Source organism: Laspinema olomoucense D3b (assembly GCF_025370785.1).
Lineage (GTDB): Bacteria > Cyanobacteriota > Cyanobacteriia > Cyanobacteriales > Laspinemataceae > Laspinema > Laspinema olomoucense.
In genome coordinates this window covers 1-25,563 of record NZ_JAMXFA010000065.1, presented here as the reverse complement: position 1 = coordinate 25,563, position 25,563 = coordinate 1, and the positions used below count along the sequence as shown (strand labels likewise).

Genomic DNA, 25,563 nt, shown 5'->3' with positions numbered 1-25,563 from the left:
TTATGCGGTTTTTAGCAAAAGATCCGGAAAATCAGCTATAACCGGCCATCGGCTAAAATCAAGCAAAACTTTTTATTCTAGCATAAAATTATTTTGCAAGAGGTCTATTGAAAGTGCCACGGTAGGAAGGGCAGATAATTTTAAGAAGTTTGGGTTGACGGATTGCGGAATTATCGAAGTTTCCCGAGATAAATATCTGGTACTCACTGACGATTTTAAATTAGCGAATTATCTGCAAAAAATAGGGATTGATACAATTAACTTTAATAATCTTCGAGGTTTATGGGAGTAGACAACAAGCGATTTTGCTATGGTTTTAACGAAGGAAATTTTTTATTCACTTCATAAAGGGCAGAGGTGAAGGGGATGCTACGGTATGAAATTATCATGTATTGGAGTCAGGAGGACGAGGCATTTATTGCGGAAGTGCCGGAATTGCCGGGTTGTGCTGCTGATGGTGCAACCTATCAGGAAGTGTTGACTAATGTAGAAGTCGTTATGGAGGAGTGGATGGAGACAGCGCAGGCATTAGGGCGTCCAATTCCAGAAACGAAAGGAAAGGAAGGTTTCTGTTCTTTCTGCCTGCGCGAGTTGTATCAAGAAGTGGAGGACCGGATTGAATGGATAGAGTAGAGTTGGAGTCATTAATCCCCGATTGATTTATCGTCCTTGCCAATTCAACCATTCGAGGCGATCGAGACGGGCATTACCGAGGACATTTTCTGGGGGAAGCTCCATCATGGGACGACGACTTTCCCTTTGGATTGGACCATAAATATATTGAATCCGATCGCTCTCTGGGGAACGACAAATGACGTAGCCTGTCAGGTATTCCTCTCCAGGGAAGCAGTCAAATCGACTGGAACCGGGGGTTTGGTTGTAAGATGTGCCAATGGTTACTCCTCCGGGTCCTTCGATGGATTCATCATAGATGGTGATCCGCAGAATGCCGAGGTTGGGATTATTGGCGTCTTGGGGGTCCATTCGAGCGACTAGGATACTGTTGTCGTAGACTTCGATAGCAGGATATAACATCCCTTCCAGAGAAATTTGGCTGGATTCAACGCGATAGTTGGGAAACAGGGCCTGGATGCGATCGCCGTTAAAGGGAGTATTCGCCCCCACTTCACCCCATCCCGAGTGCCCTAGCGGAGGACTCTGATAATTTGCCACCTCCTGAGTATTCGCTGTACCAGGATGATCCGCCGCAAAGGTTTGGGAGTCGGAATTATAGCCCAAAGTCAGGGTCATCAACAGTGCAGCAACTCCGAAACCTCCCCGGAACCCGTACCCTGGAACGCTACGACGGACGAATTCTAAGATAGATTGAGCAATTGAGGACGATGAATCATTCATGGCAACTTGCTTCCATCGCACAAACGAAGATACAGGATTGATTATAGCTTAATTTGGACGGAATCCAGTTGTGATACGGAATTCGGTTGTAAAAGGTCTATAAAAACCCGCACCCTGAAGGGTCTGGCTCTACGGACGAAGCCCGCCTGCGCGGGCTAAAGAATAAAACGACTTTTACCAACCGGATTTGGTATGATATGTCTATAAAAACTAGCTTGCTACAATCGGATTTGATATAACTCCAAAAAATTAGCCCGCGCAGGCGGGCTTTGTTCGTATAGCCCCAGGCTTCAGCCTGGGGGGGCTGGGGGCTTTTTCTTAGTCTATGACGCCACTTTCGCAGTCGATCGCGTGCGTCGGCGTCCCGTAGTGGCAGGTTGTTCTTGTACCGTGGGCGGTTCTTGGGGATTTTGCATCAAGAATACCAGCAACGGATTACTTTGCAGTTCCCGGCGTAACATCCGTTGTATATCCCGCTCAAGGTGATTCTGTAATCCCGTCCAGTCAACTTCTGGAGTACCATCTTCCAGGGTGCGGGAGAACTCAGACCAGCGATCGCTCAAAACTCCCTCAATTATTTGACCAATCCATTTTTTCAGCAGATTAGGCTCAATGGATGACACCACCCCGCGCAAGTGAGTCGCCGTGTCAGCGGCTAATTTACCATCCCAACCGATCGCCGCTGCAATGGTCACAACTCCATCTGCTGCCAACTGTTGACGTTCTTTGAGCACTTCATCCTTGACCACCCCAGAACGCGAGGCATCCACCAGCTCAATCCCTGACGGTACTTGATCAATAATGCCGATACTATCCGTGGTTAATCCGACCACATCGCCATTATTGATAATCACCATATTTTCAGCGGGAACCCCCATGCTTTGTGCGATTTTTGAGTGTTGCACCAGCATCCGATGTTCGCCATGAACCGGGAGGAAGAATTTTGGACGAGTTAAAGCAATCATCAGCTTATGCTCTTCTTGGCAACCGTGACCGGAAACGTGAATCCCTTGATTCCGTCCGTATATCACATTTGCACCTTGTATCATCAGCTTATCGATGGTATTCACCACGGCAATGGTATTGCCGGGAATCGGATTCGCTGAAAATACCACCGTATCTCCCTTGCGAATTTTAATTTTGCGGTGTTCCCCGTTAGCAATTCGGGTTAAGGCAGACATTGGCTCACCTTGAGATCCGGTAGTCAAAATTAGCACTTTGTCGTCTGGTAGGGAGCGAATAGCGTGCAACGGGAGAAACAAGCTATCTTCGCACTTAATATATCCTAAATTACGGGCGTGTGCGATGACGTTGAGCATTGACCTGCCCACCACACAGACGGTGCGTCCTTGTTTTTTCGCCAAGTCCAGAATAATATTCAGTCGATGGACCGACGAGGCAAAGGTGGTGACTAAGATGCGACCCTCGGCTTGAGAAAAGACGCGATCGAGATTGGGATACACCGATCGCTCTGATGGAGTATAACCCGGGACTTCCGCGTTGGTGGAATCACTAATCAGGCAGAGTACCCCTTTTTCTCCATATTCCGCCAGTCGTTGCAAGTCGAACTGTTCGCCATCGACGGGGGTATGATCAATTTTGAAGTCTCCGGTGTGGATCACGATGCCGACGGGGGTATGAATTGCCACGGTGAAGCTATCCGCCATCGAGTGGGTATTGCGAATATACTCGACCACAAAATGTTTACCGAAGCGGACGACATCCCGAGGACCCACGCTTCGCAGTTCGGTGCGATCGCTGACTCCGGCTTCTTCTAACTTGCCTTCCAGCAAGCTCATTGCCAAGCGCGGACCATAAATCACCGGAATATCAAACTGTTTTAAATGAAAAGCAATCCCGCCAATGTGGTCCTCATGACCATGAGTGACCACCATGCCTTTGATTTTATCTCGATTGTCCCGGAGGTAGGTCATATCCGGGAGGACGATATTCACCCCATGCATCCCATCGGTGGGGAACGCTAAACCGGCATCGACGAGGATGATTTCGTCCTCAAACTCAAAGACGCAAGTATTTTTGCCGATTTCATGCAATCCACCCAAGGGAATAATTTTTAGGGTGGGTCCGGACCCCTTGGCGGATCCATTTTTACTCACTGTTTTCTTTTCTTTGGCGAGTGTAATTGGGCTGTTAGTCATTTTTCTGTGTTCTCTTTTATGGTTGATTGGTTATCGAGAGTTGGTCGGGTTGTGATGAAACAAAGATGAGAATTTATAACCGATGCCCACTCCTGCAACGGTGTTTCTTTTGGCTAGAATTACAGCAAATTAAGCTGCTGCATCACGACCTCTAAGGCTTTTTTGACTTCATCCGATGCTTCACACAGCGGGGGACGAGTCGATCCCACGTCCCACCCTTGAAGGGTTAAAGCACACTTGAGGGGAATAGGATTGGTCGTGGTAAATAGGGCTTTGAATAAGGGTAAAAGCTTGAGGTGAAGCTGGGTTGCTTCTTGGGTTTTCCCGGTTTGGTAGGCTTGAATCATCGATTGGAGGGTATCTCCTACCAGATGCGAGGCAACGCTGACCACTCCAGCAGCCCCGATCGCCAGCATGGGTAAGGTTAAAGAATCATCCCCAGAATAAATCTGAAAGTCTGGTGGGGTCAGGCTTCTGACCAGGCTGGCTTGGTCTAAGCTACCACTGGCTTCTTTAATCGCTGTGATGTTTGGAATCTCAGCCAGACGGGCAACGGTTTCCGGAAGGAGGTTTTGACCCGTCCGCCCCGGAATGTTATAGAGCATGATCGGTAAATCCGGGCAGCTTTGCGCGATCGCCTGAAAGTGCCGATATAACCCTTCTTGGGGGGGTTTGTTGTAATAAGGAACAACTTGCAGCGAGCCATCTAACCCTATATTAGCAGCTTTTTGCGTCGCGGCGATCGCCTCCCGGGTAGAATTCGATCCAGTTCCAGCAATCACTTTGCCTCGGCTACCGACAGCCTTTTTCACCACCTGGAATAATTCATACTCTTCATCCCAGGTTAGGGTCGGTGATTCTCCCGTTGTGCCACAAACGAGCACGGCATCAGTTCCATGTTCGACTAAATGAGCGGCCAGCTTTTCTGTAACACCATAGTTCACACTACCGTCTGCATTAAACGGTGTAATCATTGCGGTGACAACTCGTCCGAAATTCACCACGCTCTCCTTATTATTTATCAGTTGTGTATTCAGGTTGTTGATCCATCAGGTCGCGATCGCACGCTTTAGAGAAATCTTTCCCCAATGCGTGAAACTCCGACCCTCCGTCAAACTGTAAAAAGTGAATGCTAACAGATGGGACTCAATCCCATATCCGTCATACTTGATATGGTTCTACCCGCATAGTGTCTGGTCATCGGTGCAGACTGGAGCCAGCAAGTCCTGGGAGGCGATCGCCCTTTCAGAGGAACCGTTAAACGCCCAGATTTACCAAGGGGTAAACACTGACCATCATTTTCGACCCTAACAAAAGGAACTCCAAAGGGCGATCGCCCCAGTCTAGGACTACAACATCGGCTACAACATCAGTGCTAACCTCGATCCTTGACTCCGAGTCAGCTTGCCGATGACATTCACCCCGGCATTCTAAACAGATACAGCCGCTGCCGGTCGAATCCAATTTCGAGTCACCAACAATTCAGCAATTTGCACCGCATTCAACGCGGCCCCCTTGCGAATTTGATCGCCACTCAGCCAGAGTTCTAACCCATTCGGCCCAGAAATATCCTGCCGGATCCGACCCACCAACACTTCATCACGACCCGTCGCCTCCATCGGCATCGGAAAATAATTCGCCTGCCAGTCTTCCACCAACTTAACTCCAGGAGCAGAGGCTAAAATTTCCCGAGCCTTCGATACGCTGAAAGGCTGGGCAAATTCTAAGTTCAACGCCTCCGAATGCGCTCGCAACACGGGTACGCGCACACAAGTGGGACTAATTCTAATGTCAGGATCCCCGAATATTTTGCGGGTCTCATTGACCATCTTCATTTCTTCCTCGCAATACCCTTGGTCATTCAGGGCCGAATTATGCGGGAACAAATTAAACGCCAAGGGATAGGGGAAAATATCCGTTTTCGGCGTCTGACCTTGCAAAATAGCCGCTGCCTGCTCTTTCATTTCTTCCATTGCCCGGGCACCAGCACCGCTGGCAGATTGGTAAGTGGCTGCCACAATCCGCCGTACGGGCTGGACTTGATGCAGGGGCCATACTGCCACCGCCATCAAGATTGTCGTGCAATTGGGATTAGCAATAATGCCTTGATGGTGCGCGGCTGCCTCTGGGTTCACTTCCGGAACCACCAGGGGGACATTCGGATCCATGCGAAAGGCACTGGAGTTATCCACCACCACAGCACCGGCGGCGACTGCTTTGGAGGCCCAAGCCTTAGACGTGGAGCCACCGGCTGAAGCCAGGACCACATCCACGTTCTTGAACGAACTTTCTTCGACCACTTCTACAGGAATTTCTTCCCCTCGAAAGGTCAAGGTTTTGCCTGCCGATCGCGGTGAAGCCAATAGCTTTAAATCGGACATCGGAAAGGCGCGAGAGTCCAGCAACTCTAACAACTCAGTGCCCACGGCACCCGTGGCGCCGAGAATGGCTACTTTATATGATTGCGACAAATTACATTCCTCCAAACAGGTTGAGATATAAGTCTTGAGTAATAATAGATGCGATTCAAATAGGTCTTAAATAGATATCAGGTGTTTTCCTTACATGAGTTTTTAAAGGGCCAGGACTGGGAGCCATCCTGGGGAATTTACTCCCCTGTCTCGGTCTACAGAGTCTGGCTTAGCCTGGAGGACAGTTCTCCAACTCCTACTTTATCCCGAACAGATTGGATAGTTTATTTAACGATAACAATGTATTTATTGCAGGTTGGAAACCAAAAGTCAATATAAAATAGCCTTCAGTGAAATAACGGTTATCTTATTATACTCATGATTGGCTGAAAAATTTTGAGATTCCGGATGCGATCGCACCCAGAACCGACCCCGGGGGGCTCAGGGGCTTGCTACTTCAGGTTGTTCCCGAAGTCGCGAATTCCCTAATTTTACTCAGGAAGGGCCGATCATCCCATCGAACCTTCCATATAATAATGGGACTGGCTTCCTAGAGTCTGGGGCCAGAGTGGGTAACCCTTCAACAGAGCGATCGCCCCAAAGAAATTACTCCAGCACTTTTTTTGGTAAAATTTTAGATTCTCCCTAAAAAATAGCTGTATAGCCCATTGTTCAAGGGATAATCACCCTCAGAGCGGTGGTTTTTTATGGAAAGGCGATCGCCCTTGATGTCCTGGATCGGCTAGGATCTATAGTTGCAGCAAAGATAGCCTTGGGCTTGACCGAGTTGCTCGATCCTGAGCGCGATGGCCGCACGACTTACCCCCGGGTCAGTGGGCCTACCTTGGGCCAAGGTCCAGTCATCAGACCAGCAGGAATTCCCTTCTGCTCAGCGGAATCAGGACGGTAAACCGCCCAAAAGATCAATCGAGAATTAACAGAATTTGTCGAAGAGAACGCCGATGAAAGTTACCCAGGAAAAGCTTCCCGCCAGCAAACTTGGTCTGGAAATTGAAGTAACCCCCGATATGTCTCAGAAAGCCTACGAACAGGTGATTCAGCAATTTAGCCGTCAGGCTAGCATTCCTGGGTTTCGGAAAGGAAAAGTACCGCGCTCAGTGTTATTACAGCGCATGGGAACTTCCAGGATAAAAGCCGCAGCAGTCGAGGATTTAATTCAAAATTGTCTGGAAAAAGTCGTCAAGGAGGAAGAGATTCCGGCCTTGGGGAATTTTCAGTTAATCTCCTCTTTTGACGAATTAGTCTCGCAGTACGAACCCGGAGAACCCCTGGTTTTTTCAGTTTCCGTTGATGTCCCCCCAGAAGTCACCCTAAGCGATTACACGGGACTGGCAATTAGAGCCGAAGAAATCAAATATGATCCGGCAGACGTTGATCAGTTTTTAGAGGAACGTCGCAAAGAGCAAGCGACCTTAATTCCCGTAGAGGAAAGAGCCGCCCAAGCTGAGGATATTGCTATTGTTGATTATGTCGGAAAAATCATCAACGAAGCAGGTGGAGAACCACAGCCGCTGCCCGGAGGAGAGGCCGAAAACTTCCAAATTGAACTCAGTGAAGGCCGGTTTATCAAGGGCTTCGTTGAGGGAATTATTGGGTTGAAAGTTGGGGAAACGAAAGAGTTAAACGTTCCCTTTCCCGAAGATTATCCCAATGAGGATTTAGCGGGTAAGGAAGCGATTTTTACGATTACCGTTAAAGAACTCAAAGAAAAAGAGTTGCCGGACTTAGATGATGATTTCGCCCAAGCAGTGAGCGAGTATCAAACCCTGGCGGAACTGCGCGAGTCATTGGAAAAGCAGTATCAGGAGAAAGCCGATCGCGAAACCAAAGCGAATAAGCACGAGGCCTTAGTCGAGGCGATCGAAAAAATTGTGGAAGTAGAAATCCCCGAAACCTTAATCGATCGCGAGCTGGATAATATCTTGCAGCAATCAATGATGCAGCTTGCCAATTATGGCATTGATGTTAAAAAGCTGTACACCAAAGAGACCGTAGCGGCACTGCGCCAGCAATCTCAACCCGAAGCGATCACCAACTTGCGGAAATCCTTCGCTTTGAAAGAAGTGGCTGCTCGCGAGTCCCTGTCCGTTACAACCGAGGAAATCAACGCTCGGATTGAGGAACTCAAGGACCGCTTGCCACCGGATGTCGATCGCGATCGATTGAACTCAGCCCTCGAATCAGAAATGCTCAAAGAAAAAGCCCTAGATTGGCTGGAAGAACGCGCTAATATTGAGCTACTCCCAGCGGGAACCCTAGAGGCAGAAGCCGCAGCAGCAGCCGCAGAAGCAGCAGCCGCAGAAGCAAAACTCGCCGAGGGGGAAGAAAGTGCTGGGGAAGTGGTCGAAGTTGAGGCCACCGACTCACCGGAATAAAACCATCTGAAGAAAGGGTCCGCGACGAGACCTCAAGCGCGATCGGCCTCGTTCAAGTACCGGGAACCTAAAGAAATCTCCAGATCAATTCCAATGGGATTCTAAAGAAAAATCCAATTTGTGCATTTTTCTGGAAATTTCTGCCCGTCCTCGGTGCGCTGCGGCATAATATAGACAGAGCAAAGACTATAATGGCGTAAAAACCAAAACAAAATTTGCTTGATATCTACTTTCTCGAAAAGCTGACCCTGGCATGAACTCAGATCGGATGCTTATATCTCAAACTCCTTATTATCCAATCTCCGGCTCCGAGAGCCTAGAGATTGCCTCCACCAGCCAGAACGTTATCCCAATGGTGGTGGAACAATCCGGGATGGGGGAACGCGGGTTTGACCTTTATTCGCGCCTACTCCGGGAAAGAATCGTGTTTCTGGGGACCCCAGTGGATGACAACGTTGCCGATCTAATCGTGGCGCAAATGCTCTTTTTAGATGCAGAAGACCCTGAAAAGGATATTCAGCTCTATATCAACTCCCCCGGTGGCTCAGTCACCGCAGGAATGGCGATTTACGATACCATGCAACAGATTCGCCCGGATGTGGCGACCATCTGTTATGGCTTAGCAGCCAGTATGGGAGCATTTTTGCTCACGGCGGGCACAAAAGGCAAACGGATGTCACTGCCTTCTTCCCGGATTATGATTCACCAACCTCTCGGTGGTGCTCAGGGACAAGCGGTTGATATAGAGATCCAAGCCAAGGAAATTCTTTATCATAAACGTCAGTTAAATGAATTGCTGGCTTTTCATACCGGACAACCCCTAGAGCGAATTGAAGCCGACACAGATCGCGATTTCTTTATGTCGGCAGAAGAGTCCAGAGCTTATGGTCTAATTGACCAGGTTATTACCAAGCAGGGTCTTCCGAAATCGGGAGAGGCTGTTACCGCACAAAAGTAAGAGGCCGTCTATGTCTAAGTACGACTCCCATCTAAAATGTTCCTTTTGTGGCAAATCTCAGGAGCAAGTACGCAAATTAATCGCAGGTCCGGGAGTCTATATTTGCGATGAATGTGTGGACCTGTGCAATGAAATTTTAGATGAGGAGCTATTTGACTCCAATGCCGCAGCACCTCAACCCGTACCCCGGACGGAACAACCCCAAAAGCGGCGCACTAGAGCCGCCAATATCTCGCTGAATCAAATGCCTAAACCGCGCGAGATCAAAAAACATCTCGATGAGCACGTCATTGGTCAAGATGAAGCCAAAAAAGTGCTCTCCGTCGCCGTTTATAACCATTACAAGCGCCTGAGCTACACGCAAGCGAAGGCCAGCGGGAAAATTGGGAGTGAGGATCCAGTCGAACTGCAAAAGTCCAATATTCTGCTCATTGGGCCCACGGGTTGTGGAAAGACCCTCTTGGCTCAGACCTTAGCCGAGGTTCTGGACGTTCCCTTTGCCGTTGCAGATGCGACAACCTTAACCGAAGCTGGGTATGTCGGCGAAGATGTGGAAAATATCTTGTTGCGGTTGCTCCAAGTCGCAGATTTGGATGTAGAAGAAGCCCAACGCGGCATCATCTATATCGATGAAATCGACAAAATCGCCCGCAAGAGTGAAAACCCATCGATTACCCGAGATGTGTCCGGTGAAGGGGTCCAACAAGCTCTGCTGAAGATGCTCGAAGGAACTGTCGCCAATGTCCCCCCGCAAGGAGGACGCAAACACCCCTATCAAGATTGCATCCAGATTGACACGAGCAATATTCTGTTTATCTGTGGTGGAGCCTTTGTGGGTCTGGAAAAGGTGGTTGAACAGCGCACGGGTAAAAAGTCAATGGGCTTTATTCAACCCGGAGATGCTCAATCGAAGGAAAAACGCACCGCAGATATTCTTAAGAATTTACAGCCCGATGATTTGGTGAAATTTGGGATGATTCCTGAATTCATCGGTCGGATTCCGGTGCTGGCTGTGGTGGACCCCCTCGATGAAGATGCCCTCACGGAAATCTTGACGGAACCCAAGAACGCCCTGGTGAAGCAGTATCAGAAATTACTGCGGATGGATAACGTGAATCTGGAGTTCAAACCCGATGCAATTCGGGCGATCGCCCAGGAAGCGTACCGCCGAAAAACTGGAGCCAGAGCACTGCGTGGGATTGTCGAGGAATTAATGCTCGATGTGATGTACGAGTTACCATCCCGCAAGGATGTGACTCGCTGCACCATTACCCGAGAGATGGTCGAGAAGCGCTCAACAGCGGAACTGATTGTCCATCCGTCCTCTTTACCGAAACCAGAATCCGCTTAACACCGGGCTCACTTGAAGATCGGGGGTGAAGAATGAACAATGGTGAATTTTCTGATTGGGCCATTCAAACTTTACCCTTGACCCTTCAGAGGCGCTCATGTAATCATTAACAACTTTAGCAGGATGCCCTACATTCAAGTTCGCGGGGTCGAACACTACTACGAGTGGGTCGGCACCTCAGTTCCAACTGGAGAAAAGCCGGTTTTGGTGTTTCTTCATGGCTGGGCGGGTTCAGCTCGCTACTGGGAAAGTACAGCATCTGCCCTGTCCGATCGCTTTGATTGTCTGCTGTACGATATGCGCGGGTTCGGGCGATCGCGCTTACCCCTAGAACCCCTGGCCTTAGACTACGAATTAGAAACCTACGCCGATGATTTGGCGTTATTTTTAGATGCATTAGGACTGCAACGGGTCTATCTGAATGCTCATTCGATGGGCGCTTCCGTGGCGACTCTGTTCCTCAACCGCTATGGCGATCGCGTCATCAAAGCAGTCCTCACCTGTAGCGGCGTCTTTGAATATGACGAAAAAGCCTTCACCGCCTTCCATACCTGGGGAGGTCAAGTGATCAAATATCGACCCTCTTGGCTGGCAAAAATTCCCTTGATGGATCAGGTATTCATGGCCAGATTTTTATATCGCTCCATCCCCCCTGCTGCTAGACGGGCATTTTTAGAAGATTATCTCATGGCCGACTATGGCACCGCCCTCAATACGATTTTTACCTCCGTTAGCAAGAAAGCAACCGAAGTGATGCCGGTGGAATTTGCTAAATTGCAAGTGCCGGTTCTGTTGATTGCTGGAGAATACGATAAAATTATTCCCGCCCACATGGGACGCTACGCTGCCTCATTAAATCAGCAGTTCGTCCAGTTTATCCAAATGGCAAATACGGCCCATTTTCCTATGTTAGAAGATGCGCCAACCTATTTGGAACTGGTCCGAGAGTTTTTGGAAAACGGCCCTGCCTTAGCAGAAGTTTAGGAGTTTCTAGTCCCCAGAACGAGAGAAACCGGGGTTTTTTCCTCAATTTAGGGGGTAAGTAAAAAGTTATCATATAAACCCGGTTTCTGGTCCCCATTGCTACAGAAACCGGGGTTTTTTATAAATTTATGGGATGAAAAAACAATTATCTTTGAACCCGGTTTCTGGTTTTTACACCTAGAGAAACCGGGGTTTTTTATCAATTTAGGTAATGAGGGAAAACTTGTCTTTGCAAGCCGTTTTTTGATACCTTCAGCTAGATAAATTGGGTTTGTTTGTTCTGAGAAATCGATAAAAGATGAGAAATATTATAAATTTATAAAAAGATATTTTTCAGCAAAGGGAGCTTTAAAAAAAGGATAATTTTATAGTTTAAATAATCAATTAATTGTCAATTTTTTCTATCTTAGACTAGAATCAAAATTAATTGTTAGTGTTTCGGGTAGAAACGAATTTAACAATCACAATGGTAATCTTCAAACTTATTACATGACTGTACTACTAGCCCTTTTAGCCTTTTATGTAGCCGCGAACTTAGGGGCAAATGACGTTGCCAACTCGATGGGGACCTCCGTCGGGTCCAAAGCAGTGACCCTGAGACAGGCACTGATGATCGCCGGGGTACTGGAATTCACTGGGGCCGTCTTCTTCGGCCAAGAAGTGTCCCAAACTCTAGCCACTAGCGTTCTGGAACCGAGTGTTTTTGCCCATGCGCCCCATCTGCTGTTGACGGGCATGATTTGTGTCATGGTGAGCTGTGGAATCTGGCTACAGGTTGCCACCTCTCAGGGGTGGCCCGTGGCCTCTTCCCATGCCATTATTGGGGCGATCGCCGGATTTAGCATTGTTGCGGTGGGATTAGACGCCGTGGATTGGTCTACCATCCGGTTGATTTCCATCAGTTGGCTACTCACTCCAGCAATCAGCGCCCTGATTGCCGCTACAGTTTATAGTTTCATCAAGCGTTGGATTTTAGAACACCCAGAACCATTACAACAGTTAGACCAATGGATTCCTTGGTTGAGTAGTCTGCTATTGGGCGTCTTCGGGATTATTGTGCTGCCCAAGGTCCTGCATCCGCTGAATGTTTGGATAGGGACGAAGTTTGGGATTTTGCTCCCCCCCCAGGATTTACCCCTGCTCGTGGGGGGCATCGCAGCAGTCGGACTGACCCTGGTGGAGTGGCGTCACCTAGAACAGAGGAACAGGGAAAATGGGCAACAACTGGAGAAAGATTTAGAGCAAGAGAGCGATTTACAGACGGACTCAGAAATTAAATCCACGGTGTACTCTTCGCCCATTGAGAAGCAACTGGCGCGGTTTCAAGTGCTGAGTGCCTGTTTTGTAGCTTTTGCCCACGGATCGAACGATGTGGGGAATGCGGTTGCCCCCTTAGCGGCGATCGCCTATATTCGCCGCACCGGGTCCGTTCCCCTGGATGATTTCAGCGTTCCCCTGTGGATTTTGATATTGGGGGGTGCAGGCATCGTGACAGGGTTGGGAATCTGGGGTAAAAAAGTAATACTCACCGTGGGCGAAAATATTATTGCCCTAAAACCCAGTGGTGGATTCTGTGCAGAACTTGCCACGGCAACTACGGTATTAATTGCGTCCCGCTTTGGTTTACCCGTTTCCACCTCTCATTCCTTAGTCGGGGGTGTCATTGGCATTGGATTGATACAAAACCCTAAATCCATTCGCTTGGAAACCCTGCGAGGAATATTTCTGGCGTGGATTATTACGGTTCCGATTGCTGCTCTTTTAGCAGCCGGTCTGTTTAGCATTGTGCGCTTGATTGGGGAGTAAGACTAAATCGGGTTTTCGTAGATCGGGACAACCCCACAACCGCAAGGGAGGGGCGATCGGGACTTGGTTCAGAGCGCGGAGGCGTTAGGGCGATAGCCTGCCTCCGCTGGGAGGGAGAAAAAACAGGGGTGGGGATAAAGCGCTCACCCCAGGACAGGAACCATCAGGGTCCTAGAGTCGGGTTACAAAAGTCCAGAATCCGTGGGTTAAGCGGTCCCGGCAAAAGCCACCCCTCGGGACTGCTAGTGACCCCTTCGGTGACCGAGTTTCTACAGCTTGCTAGACTCGTGGCGATCGCCCCCAAGAAGCAATACCCGTAGAATTGCGGAATAATTTTCTTTTTATAACAAATTAATTGTTGAGTTTTTTAACAGAATTGGAGCGTTTGATGGAAAATTTAACCCACCTTCGATAGAATCATCCAAAACCTGTGCCTCTGCCTACTCATTTAGATTAGAATGTCAAGCTGAAGGGAATTTTTTAGTTTGACATCGGATTGAGTCAAGCAACGGCTACGATGCAGGATTCGCTTAAGCGAATCAATTAATTTTCCACCCAACCAATCAGCAAAAACATAGGAGTGCCAAGCCAGCAGCGATGAGTTTGGTTTACGATCGATAAGCTAGAGGTAACAGAATAATGGGGCAACTGGACAATCAACCGGAAAACTCGACAAGCAGTAACACTAAAGAAATCGAAACCCTTCTGAGTTCCATGACCCAGGAGCTTCGAGATATTCAGCAAAATATAGTCGTTCAGTTGGCTCGGGATATGGCACGACTGCAAGCGGAACAATCCCGCCTGACTGCTGATATTCAAAAGCTGCAAAATCAACAGCAGCAAATACAATCGCGGCAAATGCAGGGGGGACCGGGACGGCATACCCAGCAGCAGTGGACAAAACAACTCGCGCAAGTCATGGCGTCCCAACTCCAACAAGAATTGAGCGAGCGGTTGAAGGAAATCATGGTGGTTCCACCGCCCCCTTCGCAATCCTTAACGACCGTAGACCCTAATATTGGAATGTCGTCGCCGCAGACGGTCAACTTGAATGAAAATGCCTATCGGTTGTTGGCATCGTTAGATACGACCCTAAACACCACCTTTAAAAATCTGCAACAGGAACTGAGCAGCTATCAAAGCTCGTTGTCCCAGCAACTGGGGCGAATGCACTCGTTGCAGCAACAAGGGGAAGTGATTTTAGAAACCTTGGTCGATCGCCTAATTGACCAGTTGCAGGAAGAAGCAACTAACGTTCAAACCACCGCTGAGATTGTCACCAACCGCAGACAGGGACTGCCCGTGGGGACTGCCCCCAACCAAGGCGATCGCCCCCAAGGGAGCGATCCAGCAACTCAAAGCGATCGGATTGCGGCAGAAAGAGCGGCGATGGCGGAAGTCCGCACCGCTCCCCCAGCGACGCCAGTGGCCAGTCCTCCCGTAGAAAGTAATGTCTTTTTGACCGGGTTGATCCTGGCCTTGTTGTCCTCGATTACCATTTCTTTCCAGAACATCATCACCCGGGTGATTCTCAGTCCTCCGTCCCTCTTTGGATTGTGGGAAGGACAAGTCCTCGCTCCGGGCGCCGGAAATTCCCTCTTAATTCTGGGGATGCGGATGCTGTTCGTGGTGCCGCTCATGGGCTTTATTCTAGCCCCAATTTTGTATCCCAATACCTGGCGGGATATCAAACAATTGGGAAATCCCGAAAAGCGCGGGTCCATCTGGATCGTCATTGGGAGTGGCCTGTTTCTCTTTATGTCCCAGTTTTTTATCTATATCGCCCTGGGGAATATTCCCACGGGGGTTGCCATTACCTTGTTCTTTATTTTCCCGCCGGTTACGGCAGTCTTGGCATGGATCATGTTTGGGGCAAAACCTAGCTTTATCTTTGCTTTAGCCACGGTGACGATTTACCTAGGATGCTTCCTGACGGTTTCTGGGCGGCTGACTGGAGGCGCACCCGATGGGAATTTGGGCCTAGGAATTGGGACGGCGATCGCCTCGGGGTTGACCTTTGCGGGTTATGTAATTTTGACCCAACTCAGTGCCAGAAAGCTGAAATTGCATCCGGCACCGTTTAGCGTCATTAACTTTTCCGTGATTTTAATCTTGGCGATTCCCTTTGTGCTGTTGGGTTCTCGCGAGGGAAACTTATTTAGCTGGAATGTTCTAGAAGAGAATTGGCAAGCACTCTGGATGGGGAGTGTAGCTCTAGCGATGACTACTTTGATAGGTTATGCCTTGAATAACTTTGCGATTCCCATGATTGGTGCACCCTTAGCCTCGGTGGTGGCGGCAACGGGTCCTGGGTTGACCAGTTTGATGGCGTTGCTGTTTATTGGTGAGGGACTCGGGCTCAATGAGTGGCTCGGGGTGCTGATTGTGACCCTGTGGGTGCTCGGAATTAGCGTGGATAACATGAACAAGCAAAAGAAACCGGCTCCGGCGGCCCCAGCTCCAGCAAAACAAGGAGCCTAGAGCAGTTCAACCGAGTTCAGAGACTCTCAACCGGAGAAAAAAGAAAACCAGCGATCGCCTAATCGCTGGTTTTCTTTTCTTGAGTTTCTTTTGAATATCCGTTCTGTGAGAACGGAGAGGGAGGGATTCGAACCCTCGTTAAAGTTACCCCTAAACAGCATTTCCAGTGCTGCGCCTTCAACCGCTCGGCCACCTCTCCAGGGAAATGGGATGTATTCAAATTTATACCCACAAGAATCATATCCTAGCAGAACCCATCGGCTTTTGCAAACCCTTTTCCAAAAAAATTTTTTATCCCGGAATTCTGTCCAGGTTCGAGGGGCGAAAAAGCGCAAGGGACAAAGGTTTTGGGAATTAAGTCCCGATCGCCAAGCCTCGGAGTCAGTAGATCCAGATATCAAAGATAGCGTAACCTAAGCATTAGATCCTTTGGTCGAATCCGGAATTTATTACCGAGCCACACCATGACCCGTTCTTATCGCATCACCATCCACAATCGTCAGAATGGCAGCCGCCAAACCGTTGAAGTCCCCGAAGACCGTTATATCCTGCAACATTGTGAAAACAAAGGGGTTGACCTGCCGTTTTCCTGTCGGAATGGGGCTTGTACCACCTGTGCCGTGCGGGTTCTCTCTGGAGAACTCCATCAACCGGAGGCAATGGGACTCTCGCCCGCCCTGCGCGATCGCGGATATGCTCTTTTGTGTGTCAGCTATCCCCGTTCCGACTTAGAAGTAGAAACCCAAGATGAAGATGAAGTGTATTACCTGCAATTTGGGCGTTACTTTGGCAAAGGCAAAGTCCGCTTTGGACTGCCCTTAGACGAGGACTAAACTCGATGGGAAGCAGGGCCTATGAAAATTTTCCGTTGTCCGGTATCTTGGATCGGACTTCTATTCCTGGTTAGCTGTTCGGTCCCGGAGCGTTCCGAACAGGTACAAGTCCGGGTCGAGCGGGTGATCAGTGGCAACACCTTAGAAGTCCGGCACTTGAGCCAATCAGGCGGGGCCAAACGAGTCCGGTTAATTGGCATAGAAGCACCGGATTTGCAGCAACATCCCTGGGGAAATGCGGCCAAACAGCAACTCGAACGGCTGATTGAAGGGCAGACCCTGTTATTAGAATGGGATATAGAGACGGAAGACGGATACGATCGCCAATTGGCTTATCTCTGGCGGGATGGGAAACTGGTCAATGAAGAACTCATTGCCGGGGGATATGTTTTGGCACAGGTGCGATCGCCCAACATCAAGTACGATCGCCGCTTTGCTCAGGCGCAGGAAAAGGCCAGAATTATGGGACAGGGAATTTGGGATTCCCAGACCCCCTTGCGCGTGCATCCCAGTGACTTTCGTCAGAACCCGCCCTAAATCCTGAGTTCAAATTCTTCTGCTCAATGCTCAACTGTCAATCTTAAAATTTTCATGAGTCATAGCCCCGAACAACTCCAAATCTTTCTCGATATTGCCACCGAAGCAGCCCTCGATGCTGGGGCGATCGTTCAATCCTACTGGGGGAACTTAAATGCGATCGAAGAAAAAGGACGACCCGGGGATCTCGTCACCGCCGCCGATAAAGCCTCGGAGAAAGCAATTTTAGAAGTCCTCAGACGGCACGTTCCCGATCATGGCATCCTCGCCGAAGAAAGCGGCAAACTGGGAGATAGTAGCAGCCAGTATTTGTGGGCGATCGACCCCTTGGATGGGACCACTAATTTTGCCCATCAATATCCCCCCTTTGGCGTCTCTGTCGGATTGTTGATTGATGGCATCCCCCAAGTGGGAGTCGTGTTTGACCCCTTCCATAACGAACTATTTCGGGCGGCTAAAGGTTTGGGCGCCACCCGGAATCGGCAACCGATTCGCGTCTCCCAAACCGTAGAACTGCGAAACAGCTTATTAGTCACGGGGTTTGCCTACGATCGCCGGGAAACCCCCGATAATAACTATGCCGAATTTTGTCATCTGACTCATCTCACCCAAGGAGTCCGCCGCAGCGGATCTGCCTCCATCGACCTCTGTTACGTCAGTTGTGGGCGTTTGGATGGATACTGGGAACGAGGGCTATCTCCTTGGGATTTGGCTGCTGGGGTGGTGATTTTATCGGAAGCGGGAGGAAAAATCACCGCCTACGATGGTAGTCCCTGGAAAATCGAATCGGGACGAATTTTAGCCACAAATGGGAAACTGCACGAGAGTCTGAGTCAGGAACTCCAGCAGGTTAAACCTTTAGAACGGTGGGGGAATTCCTAATTGCAGGTGAAGTTCGGGCATTTTCAGAGTTTTACCCCAGTCGGGTTTGGGATAAAGGTGCTGTGTTGCTGACTCTGTAAACGGTTTAGGTTGGGGAGGCGATCGCCTGAGAGGACTCCTTTTCAGGATGGAGCGCCCCTGTTCCGGTTGTGGGGACAAAGAATGAAAGCACACCTAGGGTATCAATGCCTAATGGTGATAGCGATCGCCCTGCAATGACAAGGGCGAAGTACACTAAAGATAAGGTTACAGCCAGGGGATGGGCATATTACTATGTCTTTAAACATCAAGCAAGGCTTATTTCAATTTGATTTCGAGGACCACCATGCCATTTTGGGGGTGCCACTAGATGCGGATTTTAATACAATCCGCAAACGCTATATGCTCATTGCTAGAAGACTGCATCCAGACAGTTCTAAAGCAGAAAGTCCTGCGGATAAAAAACTCGCAACCCAGATTTTGTCAAAATTGGCAAATCCGGCTTACAGCAAACTCACCAACGAAAGCACTCGTGCGGAACATGGTGTTTTGCTGGGGATGATGAGCAAACGATTGGTGCAGGAAAAAGATAAAGTTAAGCTCAAAAGTGAAGCCGCTCAACAGTTATTAAAGTCCCACAATCTGGAAACGGACTATAAAGAATCCGTCGCCAAGTTGGGTAAACAGGCTTATGAAACCCTGAGTCAAACATTGGAGACAATTGGACAACTCAGCGAGCTGAATTTGGTCTACCTGCAACGCAAAGAAAGCCAAGGGGAAACAGTGGGCAAGCCTGCTTCTGATAAAAAAACGGGCAAAACTGCCACCGCTGGGAAAAAGAAAGCCGAAGAGAGTCCAACTCCACAACCTGTGGCGGCGGAAACGAAGGCCGATGCTGAAAAATCGGCTCCCTCAAAAATCGATAATTATTGCCGTCGGGCCGAAAATTTCATCGCCGGGGGAGATTACGATGGGGCAGTGAATGAGTTAAAAGAAGGGTTGAAAATTCAGCCTAAAAATAGTCGTGCTCATGGATTGCTCGGCCAAGCCTATCTGAAGAAAAATCAGGCTACCTTGGCGAAAGTCCATATTAATCAAGCCCTGAAGTTGAATCCCCAAGAAGAATCAGCTTTAGAGGCGCAAAAAGGACTGCAAAAGCAGATTCAAAAAGCCGCGAAAGAGAAAGAGAATAAATCTCCGATCGCCGCTTTCTTCGGTAGTTTGTTGGGTGGGAAAAAGAAAAAATGATTCATCAACCTCCAGCCGGGGCCAGGGATTTACTGCCCCTTGACGTGACCCAAAAACGCTGGATTGAAAAGCGACTGCGCCCGGTATTTGAAGGGTGGGGGTATCACCGGATTATCACCTCAACGGTAGAACGGTTAGATACCCTAATGGCTGGAGGCGCGATCGCCCAGTCAACGGTGATCCAACTTCAGGAACGGGAGGAGGATAGCCCCTTGGCCCTTCGTCCTGAACTGACAGCCTCGATCGCCCGCACTGCCGTCACCCGGATGGCAGACACCACATTTCCGCAACGGCTTTATTACAATGCCAACGTCTTTCGGCGCAGCAAAAACAACTCCCACGGGAGCCAGCAGGAATTTTATCAAGCGGGGGTAGAACTGCTGGGAATGGGCGGATTGCTGGCGGATGCAGAAATCTTATTGCTCTTGCAGGACTGTTTGCAGAGTCTGGGACTGCACCAGTGGCGGCTGGTTTTAGGGGAAGCGGGGTTAACTCGTTCCTTACTGCGGACCTTCCCGGACCCGCTGAAACATAAAGTCCGGCAGGCGATCGCCCAACTGGATCGCCTCACCCTGGAAGCCCTCCCTTTAACCCCAGAACAGCAGGAACGGGCCTTATTTTTGTTAGATCTCCGGGGTCGTCCCGAGGATGTCTTGCAGCGGGTGGGTCAATTGGAATTGGAACCCGGGGAACGGGAAACCCTGGAAAATCTCAAATCCTTAATTGACTTGTTAGAAGAATTTTATAAAAGGAACGGTGCCCCCACTGTAGCCCCGATCTTGGATTTGAGTCTGATTCAACCGATGGATTACTACACCGGCATTGTCTTTGAAGTCGTCAGCGAAACCGAGTTCGGACCGCAATCCCTCGGACAGGGAGGGCGCTACGATCGCCTTTTAAGCCTCTATCACCCCCAAGGGGAAATGATTCCAGGGATCGGCTTTGCCCTCAAACTAGAAAACTTGCATCAAATTCTACTGCAAACGGGTCAACTGCCGACGACTACCCCAGCCCCTCATACCTTAGTGGTGCCAACCAGCCCTCGCGCTTATGCGGCTGCCTTTGCTCACGCGCAAACCCTGCGTCAGAATGGGGAGTATATCCCGGTAGAACTGGATCTGTCTCCCTACTCCAGTCAGTCAGCGGTTCGCCAATATGCCAGCGATCGCCGAATTGCCCAAATTGCTTGGATTGAAGGGGATGGGAAAGCCGAAATCGAAATCGTCGGATAGCCAAAGCATCTAACGAATCCAGGGAGTGTTCCTAGGGGGAGGAACTCCCAAAAATGGAACCAATCTGTAGGAGTTAATTCATGATTTGGGTTGCGATTTCGCTCACCATAGGGATATGGATAGGGATAGGGATGAGCCGAGTTATTCCGGGACTGTCCCTGGCGATCGCTCGCAAATTCCCGCCCCCCAACCCAAGCCGGGACGGGGCGGGGTCCTTTGAACCGCAGTTCCTCAAGCTGATCGCCCAGATGGATGTCGGGGTCGTGTTGACGGGACCTAACTCCGAGGTCCTCGTCACCAATCCGGTTGCCTTGACCCTCCTGAATCTGGATGAAGCAGCAGTCATCGGCAGGCCCTTATTCGATGAGCATCCTCATCTGTTGCAAGAAGGCGGCACTCCCTTTCCACCGGGAAAATGTCCCATCATGGAGGCGATCGCCACCCAATTCCCCACTCAAATGCTCATCGGCATCGGGGTGACTTGTCCACTCCCCCTCAACCCCAGTCTCGTCCCTGAATTCTCCCCCAAGTCTTACTGGGAGGTGGATTGCGATAAATGGTTGCTGGTTCATGCCAATCCGCAAATCGCCCCCAATGGCCGAGTTGAACAAGTCCTCTGTACCTTTAGCAATATCACCGAACAAAAACGCGCTGAAGCCTCCTTGCGGCGACGGGAGAATCGCCTGCGTCAATATAGTCGGGTCCTCGGAGAGTTGGCGAAAAGTCCCAGCCTCAACCAGGGAGATTTGCAAGCCTCCCTGGAACAAATCACGGAAGCCGTGACCCAAACCCTCCCAGTCGAACGGGCTAGTATCTGGTTATACCGGGAAGACCGCAAGGCGATTCACTGTATCGAACTTTACGAACGCTCCCCCCAGAAACATTCTGCCGGACTCGAACTCAACGCCATTGACTATCCGGTGTATTTTCAAACTATCGAACAGGAACGGATCTTGGCCGCCGATCAGGCTCAGGAAGACCCCACTACCCGGGAATTTACGGACGGTTATCTCATTCCGTTGGGGATTACCTCCATGTTAGATGCCCCGATTCGGGTGGGGGGACAAATGGTGGGCGTGATCTGTCTGGAACATATTGGCCCCCCTCGCCAATGGCGGGTAGAGGAGGAAAACTTTGCCGCGTCCCTCGCTGATTGTGTCGCCCTGGGGTTAGAAGCCAGCGATCGCGCTCAAGCTAGAGTCAATTTAGAAAAAGCCCTCGATCGCCTGCAAGCCGTCTTAGATACCGTCCCCGGATGCGTTTCTTGGTTGGGGTCAGATTTGCGCTACCTCGGGGTTAACCGCTATCTGGCGAATCTGTTTGGGCGATCGCCTTCAGATTTCGTTAATCAGCCGGTGGGATTTCTACAAACCCGCCAAGAATTTCCCAACTTTTTACAGCAATTTTTTGAAAGTTCTCTTCATAAAACAACGGGGGAAATTTGCCTAGATATTGAAGGAAACCTTCGTCAATATTTGGTGGGAGTCGAAAAATACAATCAGGGAGAATCAGCGGTTTGTGTGGGAATTGATATCACTGACCTCAAACAGACGGAACAAGCACTGCGACAAGAACGGGCTTTACTGCGGTCTTTAATCGATTCTATTCCCGATTTAATTTTTTATAAAGATAAACAACGCATTTATCAGCGGGTAAATAAAGCATTTCAACTCTTCGCCGCCCGGGAAGAAAGCGAGATTGTAGGCAAAACTGATGAGGATTTGTTTCCCCAAGATGCGGCAAAAATTTGTGCTGAAATTGACCGGCGTATTTTGGCCGGAGGCCAACTCTTGAGAATGGAGGAGCAACTGGACCAGTTTGATGGGAGTAAAACCTGGCTCGAAACCATTCAAACTCCCTTTTTTGACTTGAATGGGGAAATTGTCGGGATGATTGGGATTAGTCGCGATATTACTGAACGCAAGAATGTAGAAACGGCACTGCAACAGTCCAAAGGTGAATTAGAACGACGGGTGGAGGAACGCACGGCGTTTTTAAAGGAAGCGAACGATCGCCTGCAAGTTGAAGTGGCCCATCGAGAACAGGTTCAAATTGCCTTAAAAGCCAGCAAAGATCAACTCCGCCAATGCTTAATTGCTGCTCGAATGGGAACCTGGGATTGGGATATTCTTAATCATACCCTAACAGGTTCGGCTGAGATGGAAGCGCTTTATGGTTTCGTTCCGGGTTCGTTTGATGGGAAGTATGAGACTTATTTACAAGCCATTGATCCGGATGATAGAGAGCGGGTTGAAGAGGCGATCGCTGAAATTCTATCCTCTACTTCAGAACGGTTTGAAATAGAACAACGCATTCGCTTGGAAACAGGGGAATTGCGCTGGTTGAGCGCTCAAGGAGAAGTGATTCGCGATGCCACAGGACAAGCAATTAGAAGCATTGGGACTGTGATGGATATCAGCGATCGCAAGGAAGCCCAACTCGCCCTCCAAGAGGCTGCGATCGCTGCGGAAACGGCTAATCGGTCAAAAAGTATGTTCCTGGCTAATATGAGCCATGAATTGCGAACGCCGCTGAATGCGATTATCGGCTATAGCGAAATGCTGCAAGAAGAAGCCGATGATTTGGGCTATCCGGATTTAATTCCGGATTTGGATAAAATTCGCACTGCAGGAAATCATCTGCTCGTGTTAATTAACGATATTCTGGATATCTCCAAAATCGAAGCTGGAAAAATGGATTTGTATTTGGAGGATTTTCATATCGATGAGTTGATTGAAAATGTGGTGAGTACGGCTCAACCCCTGATGGAACGAAATGAGAATACGCTGAGGGTAGAGTGCGATCGCAACTTGGGGATAATGTATGCTGACTTGACTAAAGTTCGTCAAATTCTGCTGAATCTTCTTAGCAATGCTGCCAAATTTACTAAAAATGGTCAGATCATCCTGACGGTGGGCTTATTTTGCCCTAAAACCGTGGCAATTCCCTCTGCTGCTACCGGGACATCCTCCTCTTGGATTAAGTTTGCGATCGCCGATACCGGCATCGGCATTACCCCTGAGCAACGGCAGCATCTGTTCAAACCCTTTATGCAAGGCGATGCCTCTACCACGCGGGAGTATGGGGGTACTGGATTGGGACTCGCCATTAGTCAGCGCTTCTGTCAAATGATGGGGGGCGAAATCTCCGTAGAAAGTCAACCCCTGCAGGGGTCCTGTTTTACCGTGTTCCTCCCCTGTGAAGTGGTTGCTCCCCAGTCCTAGGGACTCTTTGCTCATGCCGTCCCCTTTTCGATTAAGATCCAAGATTGAGAGATCAGTCTGTTCTGGACTGGAAAATTAAGCTGTAAGAGAGGGAACGCCGTGCCACATACCATAGTAACCAACACCTGCGAAGGCGTCGCCGATTGTGTCGATGCCTGTCCCGTTGCCTGCATTCATGAGGGTCCGGGGAAAAATGTTAAGGGGACCGATTGGTATTGGATTGATTTTGCCACTTGTATTGACTGCGGCATCTGTGTCCAAGTTTGCCCGGTAGAAGGGGCGATCATCGCGGAAGAACGACCGGAACTCCAGCAAACGCCCCAATAAATAAGGAGTGAAATGGCGATCGCATTCGATCACAGAGGTGGCAGATGATTGGGCGGATTTGGCAACAATTGGTGAGGTTTTTTCGGGCCGTTTTCGGAGGCTTCAAAGGTTCATCCCAGCGGTCTGAATTGGAACCGATACGAGATCTTCACCCCTTACGTGATGCCGAATTAGAGCATTATTTTCTCCAGTTGCTCGATGGCATTCATCAAGGTTGGCAGCAAGTTAAAGTGCGGCGATTTTTTGAAGCCTTCAGCGATCGCGTTAGCGATGAGCGCTGGAGTGATTGGTTACGTCAATTTGGCAGCAAGTTATTGGCGTCTCCTGTCCCCAATCAGGAGTTGGCAGTCCGATTACAGCGTCTCGGGGAACTCGGATATGGCTCCGTTAGTACCGCTGCTCGTCAAATTGCCACGCAGTTATTGGCAAGGGAAACACCTTCAGACATTCACCGGGAAACACCCACTCCCAACGAGGAACCGGCGCAGAATTCAGCCTTGGCAGGGACTCCAACCGCTTCACGAGAGTTAAATCTCGGGGAAATAGCTCATCCGGTGGAGAGTTCCGCGAAGGCGATACCGGAGTTAGCACCAGAATCCGGTCCCTTAGAAACTGCCCCGACAGTGGTGGTGAGTCTGGATGAGTTGGGGACGGTTCAAGAGCAAGAAATGCCTGGGGAGATTCAACCCCTGGACGAACCTTTGAATGTGGAAGGATGGTTTACCCGAGGGGTGGAATGCTTGGAAGCAGGGGACGATCGCGCCGCCCTGAATGCTTTTAATCGGGTTATTGAACTTGAACCCACTCATGCGGGCGCTTGGATGAATCGAGGCAATGCCTTGTTTAATTTAGAACAAGCTGAAGATGCTCTATCAGCTTATGATCGCGCTATTGAACTTCGCCCGGATGATGGGTTTTCTTGGGGTGCGCGGGGGGATGCCCTTTACGATTTAGAACGCATTGACGAGGCATTAATCAGTTGGAATAAATCTCTGGAATTAAAGCCAGATAATCCTGAAATTTGGTATAATAAAGGGTTGGCTTTGGGAATTAATTTAGGCCAATGGGATGAGGCATTAACGAGTTTGGAACAGGCGATCGCCCTCAACTCCAATGATGTGCAATTTTGGTTTTATCGCGGGATTGCTCTGTCTAGTTTAAATCAATTAGAAGAGGCATTAACCAGTTGGGATAAGGTATTAGAAATTAAACCCGACTTTCGCGATGCTTGGATTAATAAAGGGGTAGTTTTGCAAAAACTGGGCCGCTATTCCGAGGCGATCGAGGCGAATAATCAGGCGATCGGGTTGTTGTCGCACTAGAGGGGAGATGGGGGAGATGGGGGAGATGGGGGAGATGGGGGAGATGGGGGAGATGGGGGAGATGGGGGAGATGGGGG

The 25,563-nt window shown here is 49.5% G+C and carries 21 protein-coding genes and 1 tRNA gene; 16 read left to right on the top strand and 6 right to left on the bottom strand.

Annotated features, from left to right (window positions below; translation table 11 throughout):
* A partial coding sequence (locus tag NG792_RS27525) for a PIN domain-containing protein (RefSeq protein ID WP_494337305.1) occupies window positions 1–292 on the top strand: 292 nt, incomplete at its 5' end.
* A gap of 74 nt (window positions 293–366) precedes the next feature.
* Window positions 367–633 (top strand): type II toxin-antitoxin system HicB family antitoxin, encoded by a 267-nt coding sequence (locus NG792_RS27520; protein WP_261237593.1) that lies wholly within the window; start codon window positions 367–369, stop codon window positions 631–633.
* 27 nt (window positions 634–660) lie between these two features.
* Here NG792_RS27520 and NG792_RS27515 read toward each other — a convergent pair whose 3' ends face one another.
* From NG792_RS27515 to NG792_RS27500, 4 genes are all read right to left on the bottom strand, one after another.
* Window positions 661–1,356 (bottom strand): DUF1131 family protein, encoded by a 696-nt coding sequence (locus tag NG792_RS27515; protein WP_261237592.1) that lies wholly within the window; start codon window positions 1,354–1,356, stop codon window positions 661–663.
* 323 nt (window positions 1,357–1,679) lie between these two features.
* Entirely contained in the window at window positions 1,680–3,515 is a 1,836-nt protein-coding gene (locus NG792_RS27510) for a ribonuclease J (protein ID WP_261237590.1), read from the bottom strand.
* A 119-nt stretch (window positions 3,516–3,634) separates the two neighbouring features.
* A complete protein-coding gene (gene dapA / locus NG792_RS27505) occupies window positions 3,635–4,519 on the bottom strand; it encodes a 4-hydroxy-tetrahydrodipicolinate synthase (protein ID WP_261199646.1) in 885 nt (294 codons plus the stop codon).
* A 426-nt stretch (window positions 4,520–4,945) separates the two neighbouring features.
* Window positions 4,946–5,986, bottom strand: a complete 1,041-nt coding sequence (locus tag NG792_RS27500; RefSeq protein WP_261237589.1) for an aspartate-semialdehyde dehydrogenase — start codon at window positions 5,984–5,986, stop codon at window positions 4,946–4,948.
* A gap of 902 nt (window positions 5,987–6,888) precedes the next feature.
* Here NG792_RS27500 and tig point away from each other — a divergent pair.
* The 6 genes from tig to NG792_RS27470 all read left to right on the top strand — a co-directional run bounded on the left by tig (window position 6,889) and on the right by NG792_RS27470 (window position 15,902).
* Entirely contained in the window at window positions 6,889–8,322 is a 1,434-nt protein-coding gene (tig, locus tag NG792_RS27495; RefSeq protein WP_261199644.1) for a trigger factor, read from the top strand.
* A gap of 268 nt (window positions 8,323–8,590) precedes the next feature.
* Window positions 8,591–9,280, top strand: coding sequence for an ATP-dependent Clp endopeptidase proteolytic subunit ClpP (clpP, locus tag NG792_RS27490; protein WP_261237588.1), 690 nt, complete (start codon window positions 8,591–8,593; stop codon window positions 9,278–9,280).
* 10 nt (window positions 9,281–9,290) lie between these two features.
* Window positions 9,291–10,631 carry an ATP-dependent protease ATP-binding subunit ClpX gene (gene clpX / locus NG792_RS27485; RefSeq protein WP_261199642.1) on the top strand — a complete coding sequence of 447 codons (1,341 nt, stop codon included), beginning with the start codon at window positions 9,291–9,293 and terminating at the stop codon, window positions 10,629–10,631.
* A gap of 123 nt (window positions 10,632–10,754) precedes the next feature.
* Complete coding sequence (locus NG792_RS27480; RefSeq protein ID WP_261237587.1) at window positions 10,755–11,615, top strand: alpha/beta fold hydrolase; 861 nt, start codon at window positions 10,755–10,757, stop codon at window positions 11,613–11,615.
* 489 nt (window positions 11,616–12,104) lie between these two features.
* Window positions 12,105–13,421, top strand: a complete 1,317-nt coding sequence (locus NG792_RS27475) for an inorganic phosphate transporter (RefSeq protein ID WP_261199640.1) — start codon at window positions 12,105–12,107, stop codon at window positions 13,419–13,421.
* Between the two features lie 639 nt (window positions 13,422–14,060).
* Entirely contained in the window at window positions 14,061–15,902 is a 1,842-nt protein-coding gene (locus NG792_RS27470) for a DMT family transporter (RefSeq protein ID WP_261199639.1), read from the top strand.
* Between the two features lie 112 nt (window positions 15,903–16,014).
* On the opposite strand, the gene NG792_RS27465 is transcribed toward NG792_RS27470, so the two are convergent.
* Window positions 16,015–16,101 (bottom strand) — tRNA-Ser (locus NG792_RS27465).
* Between the two features lie 265 nt (window positions 16,102–16,366).
* Here NG792_RS27465 and NG792_RS27460 point away from each other — a divergent pair.
* From NG792_RS27460 to NG792_RS27450, 3 genes are read left to right on the top strand one after another with little or no spacing between them, the layout of a single operon-like run.
* Window positions 16,367–16,735 carry a 2Fe-2S iron-sulfur cluster-binding protein gene (locus NG792_RS27460; RefSeq protein ID WP_261199638.1) on the top strand — a complete coding sequence of 123 codons (369 nt, stop codon included), beginning with the start codon at window positions 16,367–16,369 and terminating at the stop codon, window positions 16,733–16,735.
* Between the two features lie 21 nt (window positions 16,736–16,756).
* On the top strand, window positions 16,757–17,272 hold the full coding sequence (locus NG792_RS27455; protein WP_261237586.1) for a thermonuclease family protein: 516 nt from the start codon (window positions 16,757–16,759) through the stop codon (window positions 17,270–17,272).
* 54 nt (window positions 17,273–17,326) lie between these two features.
* Window positions 17,327–18,154, top strand: coding sequence for an inositol monophosphatase family protein (locus tag NG792_RS27450; protein ID WP_261199636.1), 828 nt, complete (start codon window positions 17,327–17,329; stop codon window positions 18,152–18,154).
* Between the two features lie 85 nt (window positions 18,155–18,239).
* On the opposite strand, the gene NG792_RS27445 is transcribed toward NG792_RS27450, so the two are convergent.
* A complete protein-coding gene (locus NG792_RS27445) occupies window positions 18,240–18,389 on the bottom strand; it encodes a hypothetical protein (RefSeq protein ID WP_261199635.1) in 150 nt (49 codons plus the stop codon).
* A gap of 38 nt (window positions 18,390–18,427) precedes the next feature.
* On the opposite strand from NG792_RS27445, the gene NG792_RS27440 reads away from it, so the two are divergent.
* The 5 genes from NG792_RS27440 (at window position 18,428) to NG792_RS27420 (ending at window position 25,486) form a co-directional block, all read left to right on the top strand.
* Window positions 18,428–19,381, top strand: a complete 954-nt coding sequence (locus NG792_RS27440; protein ID WP_261199634.1) for a J domain-containing protein — start codon at window positions 18,428–18,430, stop codon at window positions 19,379–19,381.
* Complete coding sequence (locus tag NG792_RS27435; protein WP_261199633.1) at window positions 19,378–20,613, top strand: ATP phosphoribosyltransferase regulatory subunit; 1,236 nt, start codon at window positions 19,378–19,380, stop codon at window positions 20,611–20,613. Before NG792_RS27440 ends, NG792_RS27435 begins: the two co-directional genes overlap by 4 nt.
* A gap of 131 nt (window positions 20,614–20,744) precedes the next feature.
* The gene (locus NG792_RS27430) at window positions 20,745–23,837 is read left to right on the top strand and encodes a PAS domain S-box protein (protein WP_261237585.1); all 3,093 of its coding nucleotides are present in this window, start codon (window positions 20,745–20,747) and stop codon (window positions 23,835–23,837) included.
* A gap of 99 nt (window positions 23,838–23,936) precedes the next feature.
* Window positions 23,937–24,164, top strand: a complete 228-nt coding sequence (locus tag NG792_RS27425; RefSeq protein ID WP_207089244.1) for a ferredoxin family protein — start codon at window positions 23,937–23,939, stop codon at window positions 24,162–24,164.
* Between the two features lie 128 nt (window positions 24,165–24,292).
* Window positions 24,293–25,486 (top strand): tetratricopeptide repeat protein, encoded by a 1,194-nt coding sequence (locus NG792_RS27420; RefSeq protein ID WP_261199631.1) that lies wholly within the window; start codon window positions 24,293–24,295, stop codon window positions 25,484–25,486.
* Window positions 25,487–25,563: the final 77 nt, after the last annotated feature.

Excerpts from the sequence above, each read along its gene's own strand:
- NG792_RS27435 (WP_261199633.1), top strand. The coding sequence starts at position 19,378 with ATGATTCATCAACCTCCAGCCGGGGCCAGGGATTTACTGCCCCTTGAC.
- NG792_RS27450 (WP_261199636.1), top strand. The coding sequence starts at position 17,327 with ATGAGTCATAGCCCCGAACAACTCCAAATCTTTCTCGATATTGCCACC.
- NG792_RS27520 (WP_261237593.1), top strand. The coding sequence starts at position 367 with ATGCTACGGTATGAAATTATCATGTATTGGAGTCAGGAGGACGAGGCA.
- clpP (WP_261237588.1), top strand. The coding sequence starts at position 8,591 with ATGCTTATATCTCAAACTCCTTATTATCCAATCTCCGGCTCCGAGAGC.
- NG792_RS27460 (WP_261199638.1), top strand. The coding sequence starts at position 16,367 with ATGACCCGTTCTTATCGCATCACCATCCACAATCGTCAGAATGGCAGC.
- NG792_RS27430 (WP_261237585.1), top strand. The coding sequence starts at position 20,745 with ATGAGCCGAGTTATTCCGGGACTGTCCCTGGCGATCGCTCGCAAATTC.
- NG792_RS27440 (WP_261199634.1), top strand. The coding sequence starts at position 18,428 with ATGTCTTTAAACATCAAGCAAGGCTTATTTCAATTTGATTTCGAGGAC.
- NG792_RS27470 (WP_261199639.1), top strand. The coding sequence starts at position 14,061 with ATGGGGCAACTGGACAATCAACCGGAAAACTCGACAAGCAGTAACACT.
- tig (WP_261199644.1), top strand. The coding sequence starts at position 6,889 with ATGAAAGTTACCCAGGAAAAGCTTCCCGCCAGCAAACTTGGTCTGGAA.
- NG792_RS27455 (WP_261237586.1), top strand. The coding sequence starts at position 16,757 with ATGAAAATTTTCCGTTGTCCGGTATCTTGGATCGGACTTCTATTCCTG.
- NG792_RS27480 (WP_261237587.1), top strand. The coding sequence starts at position 10,755 with ATGCCCTACATTCAAGTTCGCGGGGTCGAACACTACTACGAGTGGGTC.
- NG792_RS27475 (WP_261199640.1), top strand. The coding sequence starts at position 12,105 with ATGACTGTACTACTAGCCCTTTTAGCCTTTTATGTAGCCGCGAACTTA.
- clpX (WP_261199642.1), top strand. The coding sequence starts at position 9,291 with ATGTCTAAGTACGACTCCCATCTAAAATGTTCCTTTTGTGGCAAATCT.
- NG792_RS27510 (WP_261237590.1), bottom strand. The coding sequence starts at position 3,515 with ATGACTAACAGCCCAATTACACTCGCCAAAGAAAAGAAAACAGTGAGT.
- NG792_RS27515 (WP_261237592.1), bottom strand. The coding sequence starts at position 1,356 with ATGAATGATTCATCGTCCTCAATTGCTCAATCTATCTTAGAATTCGTC.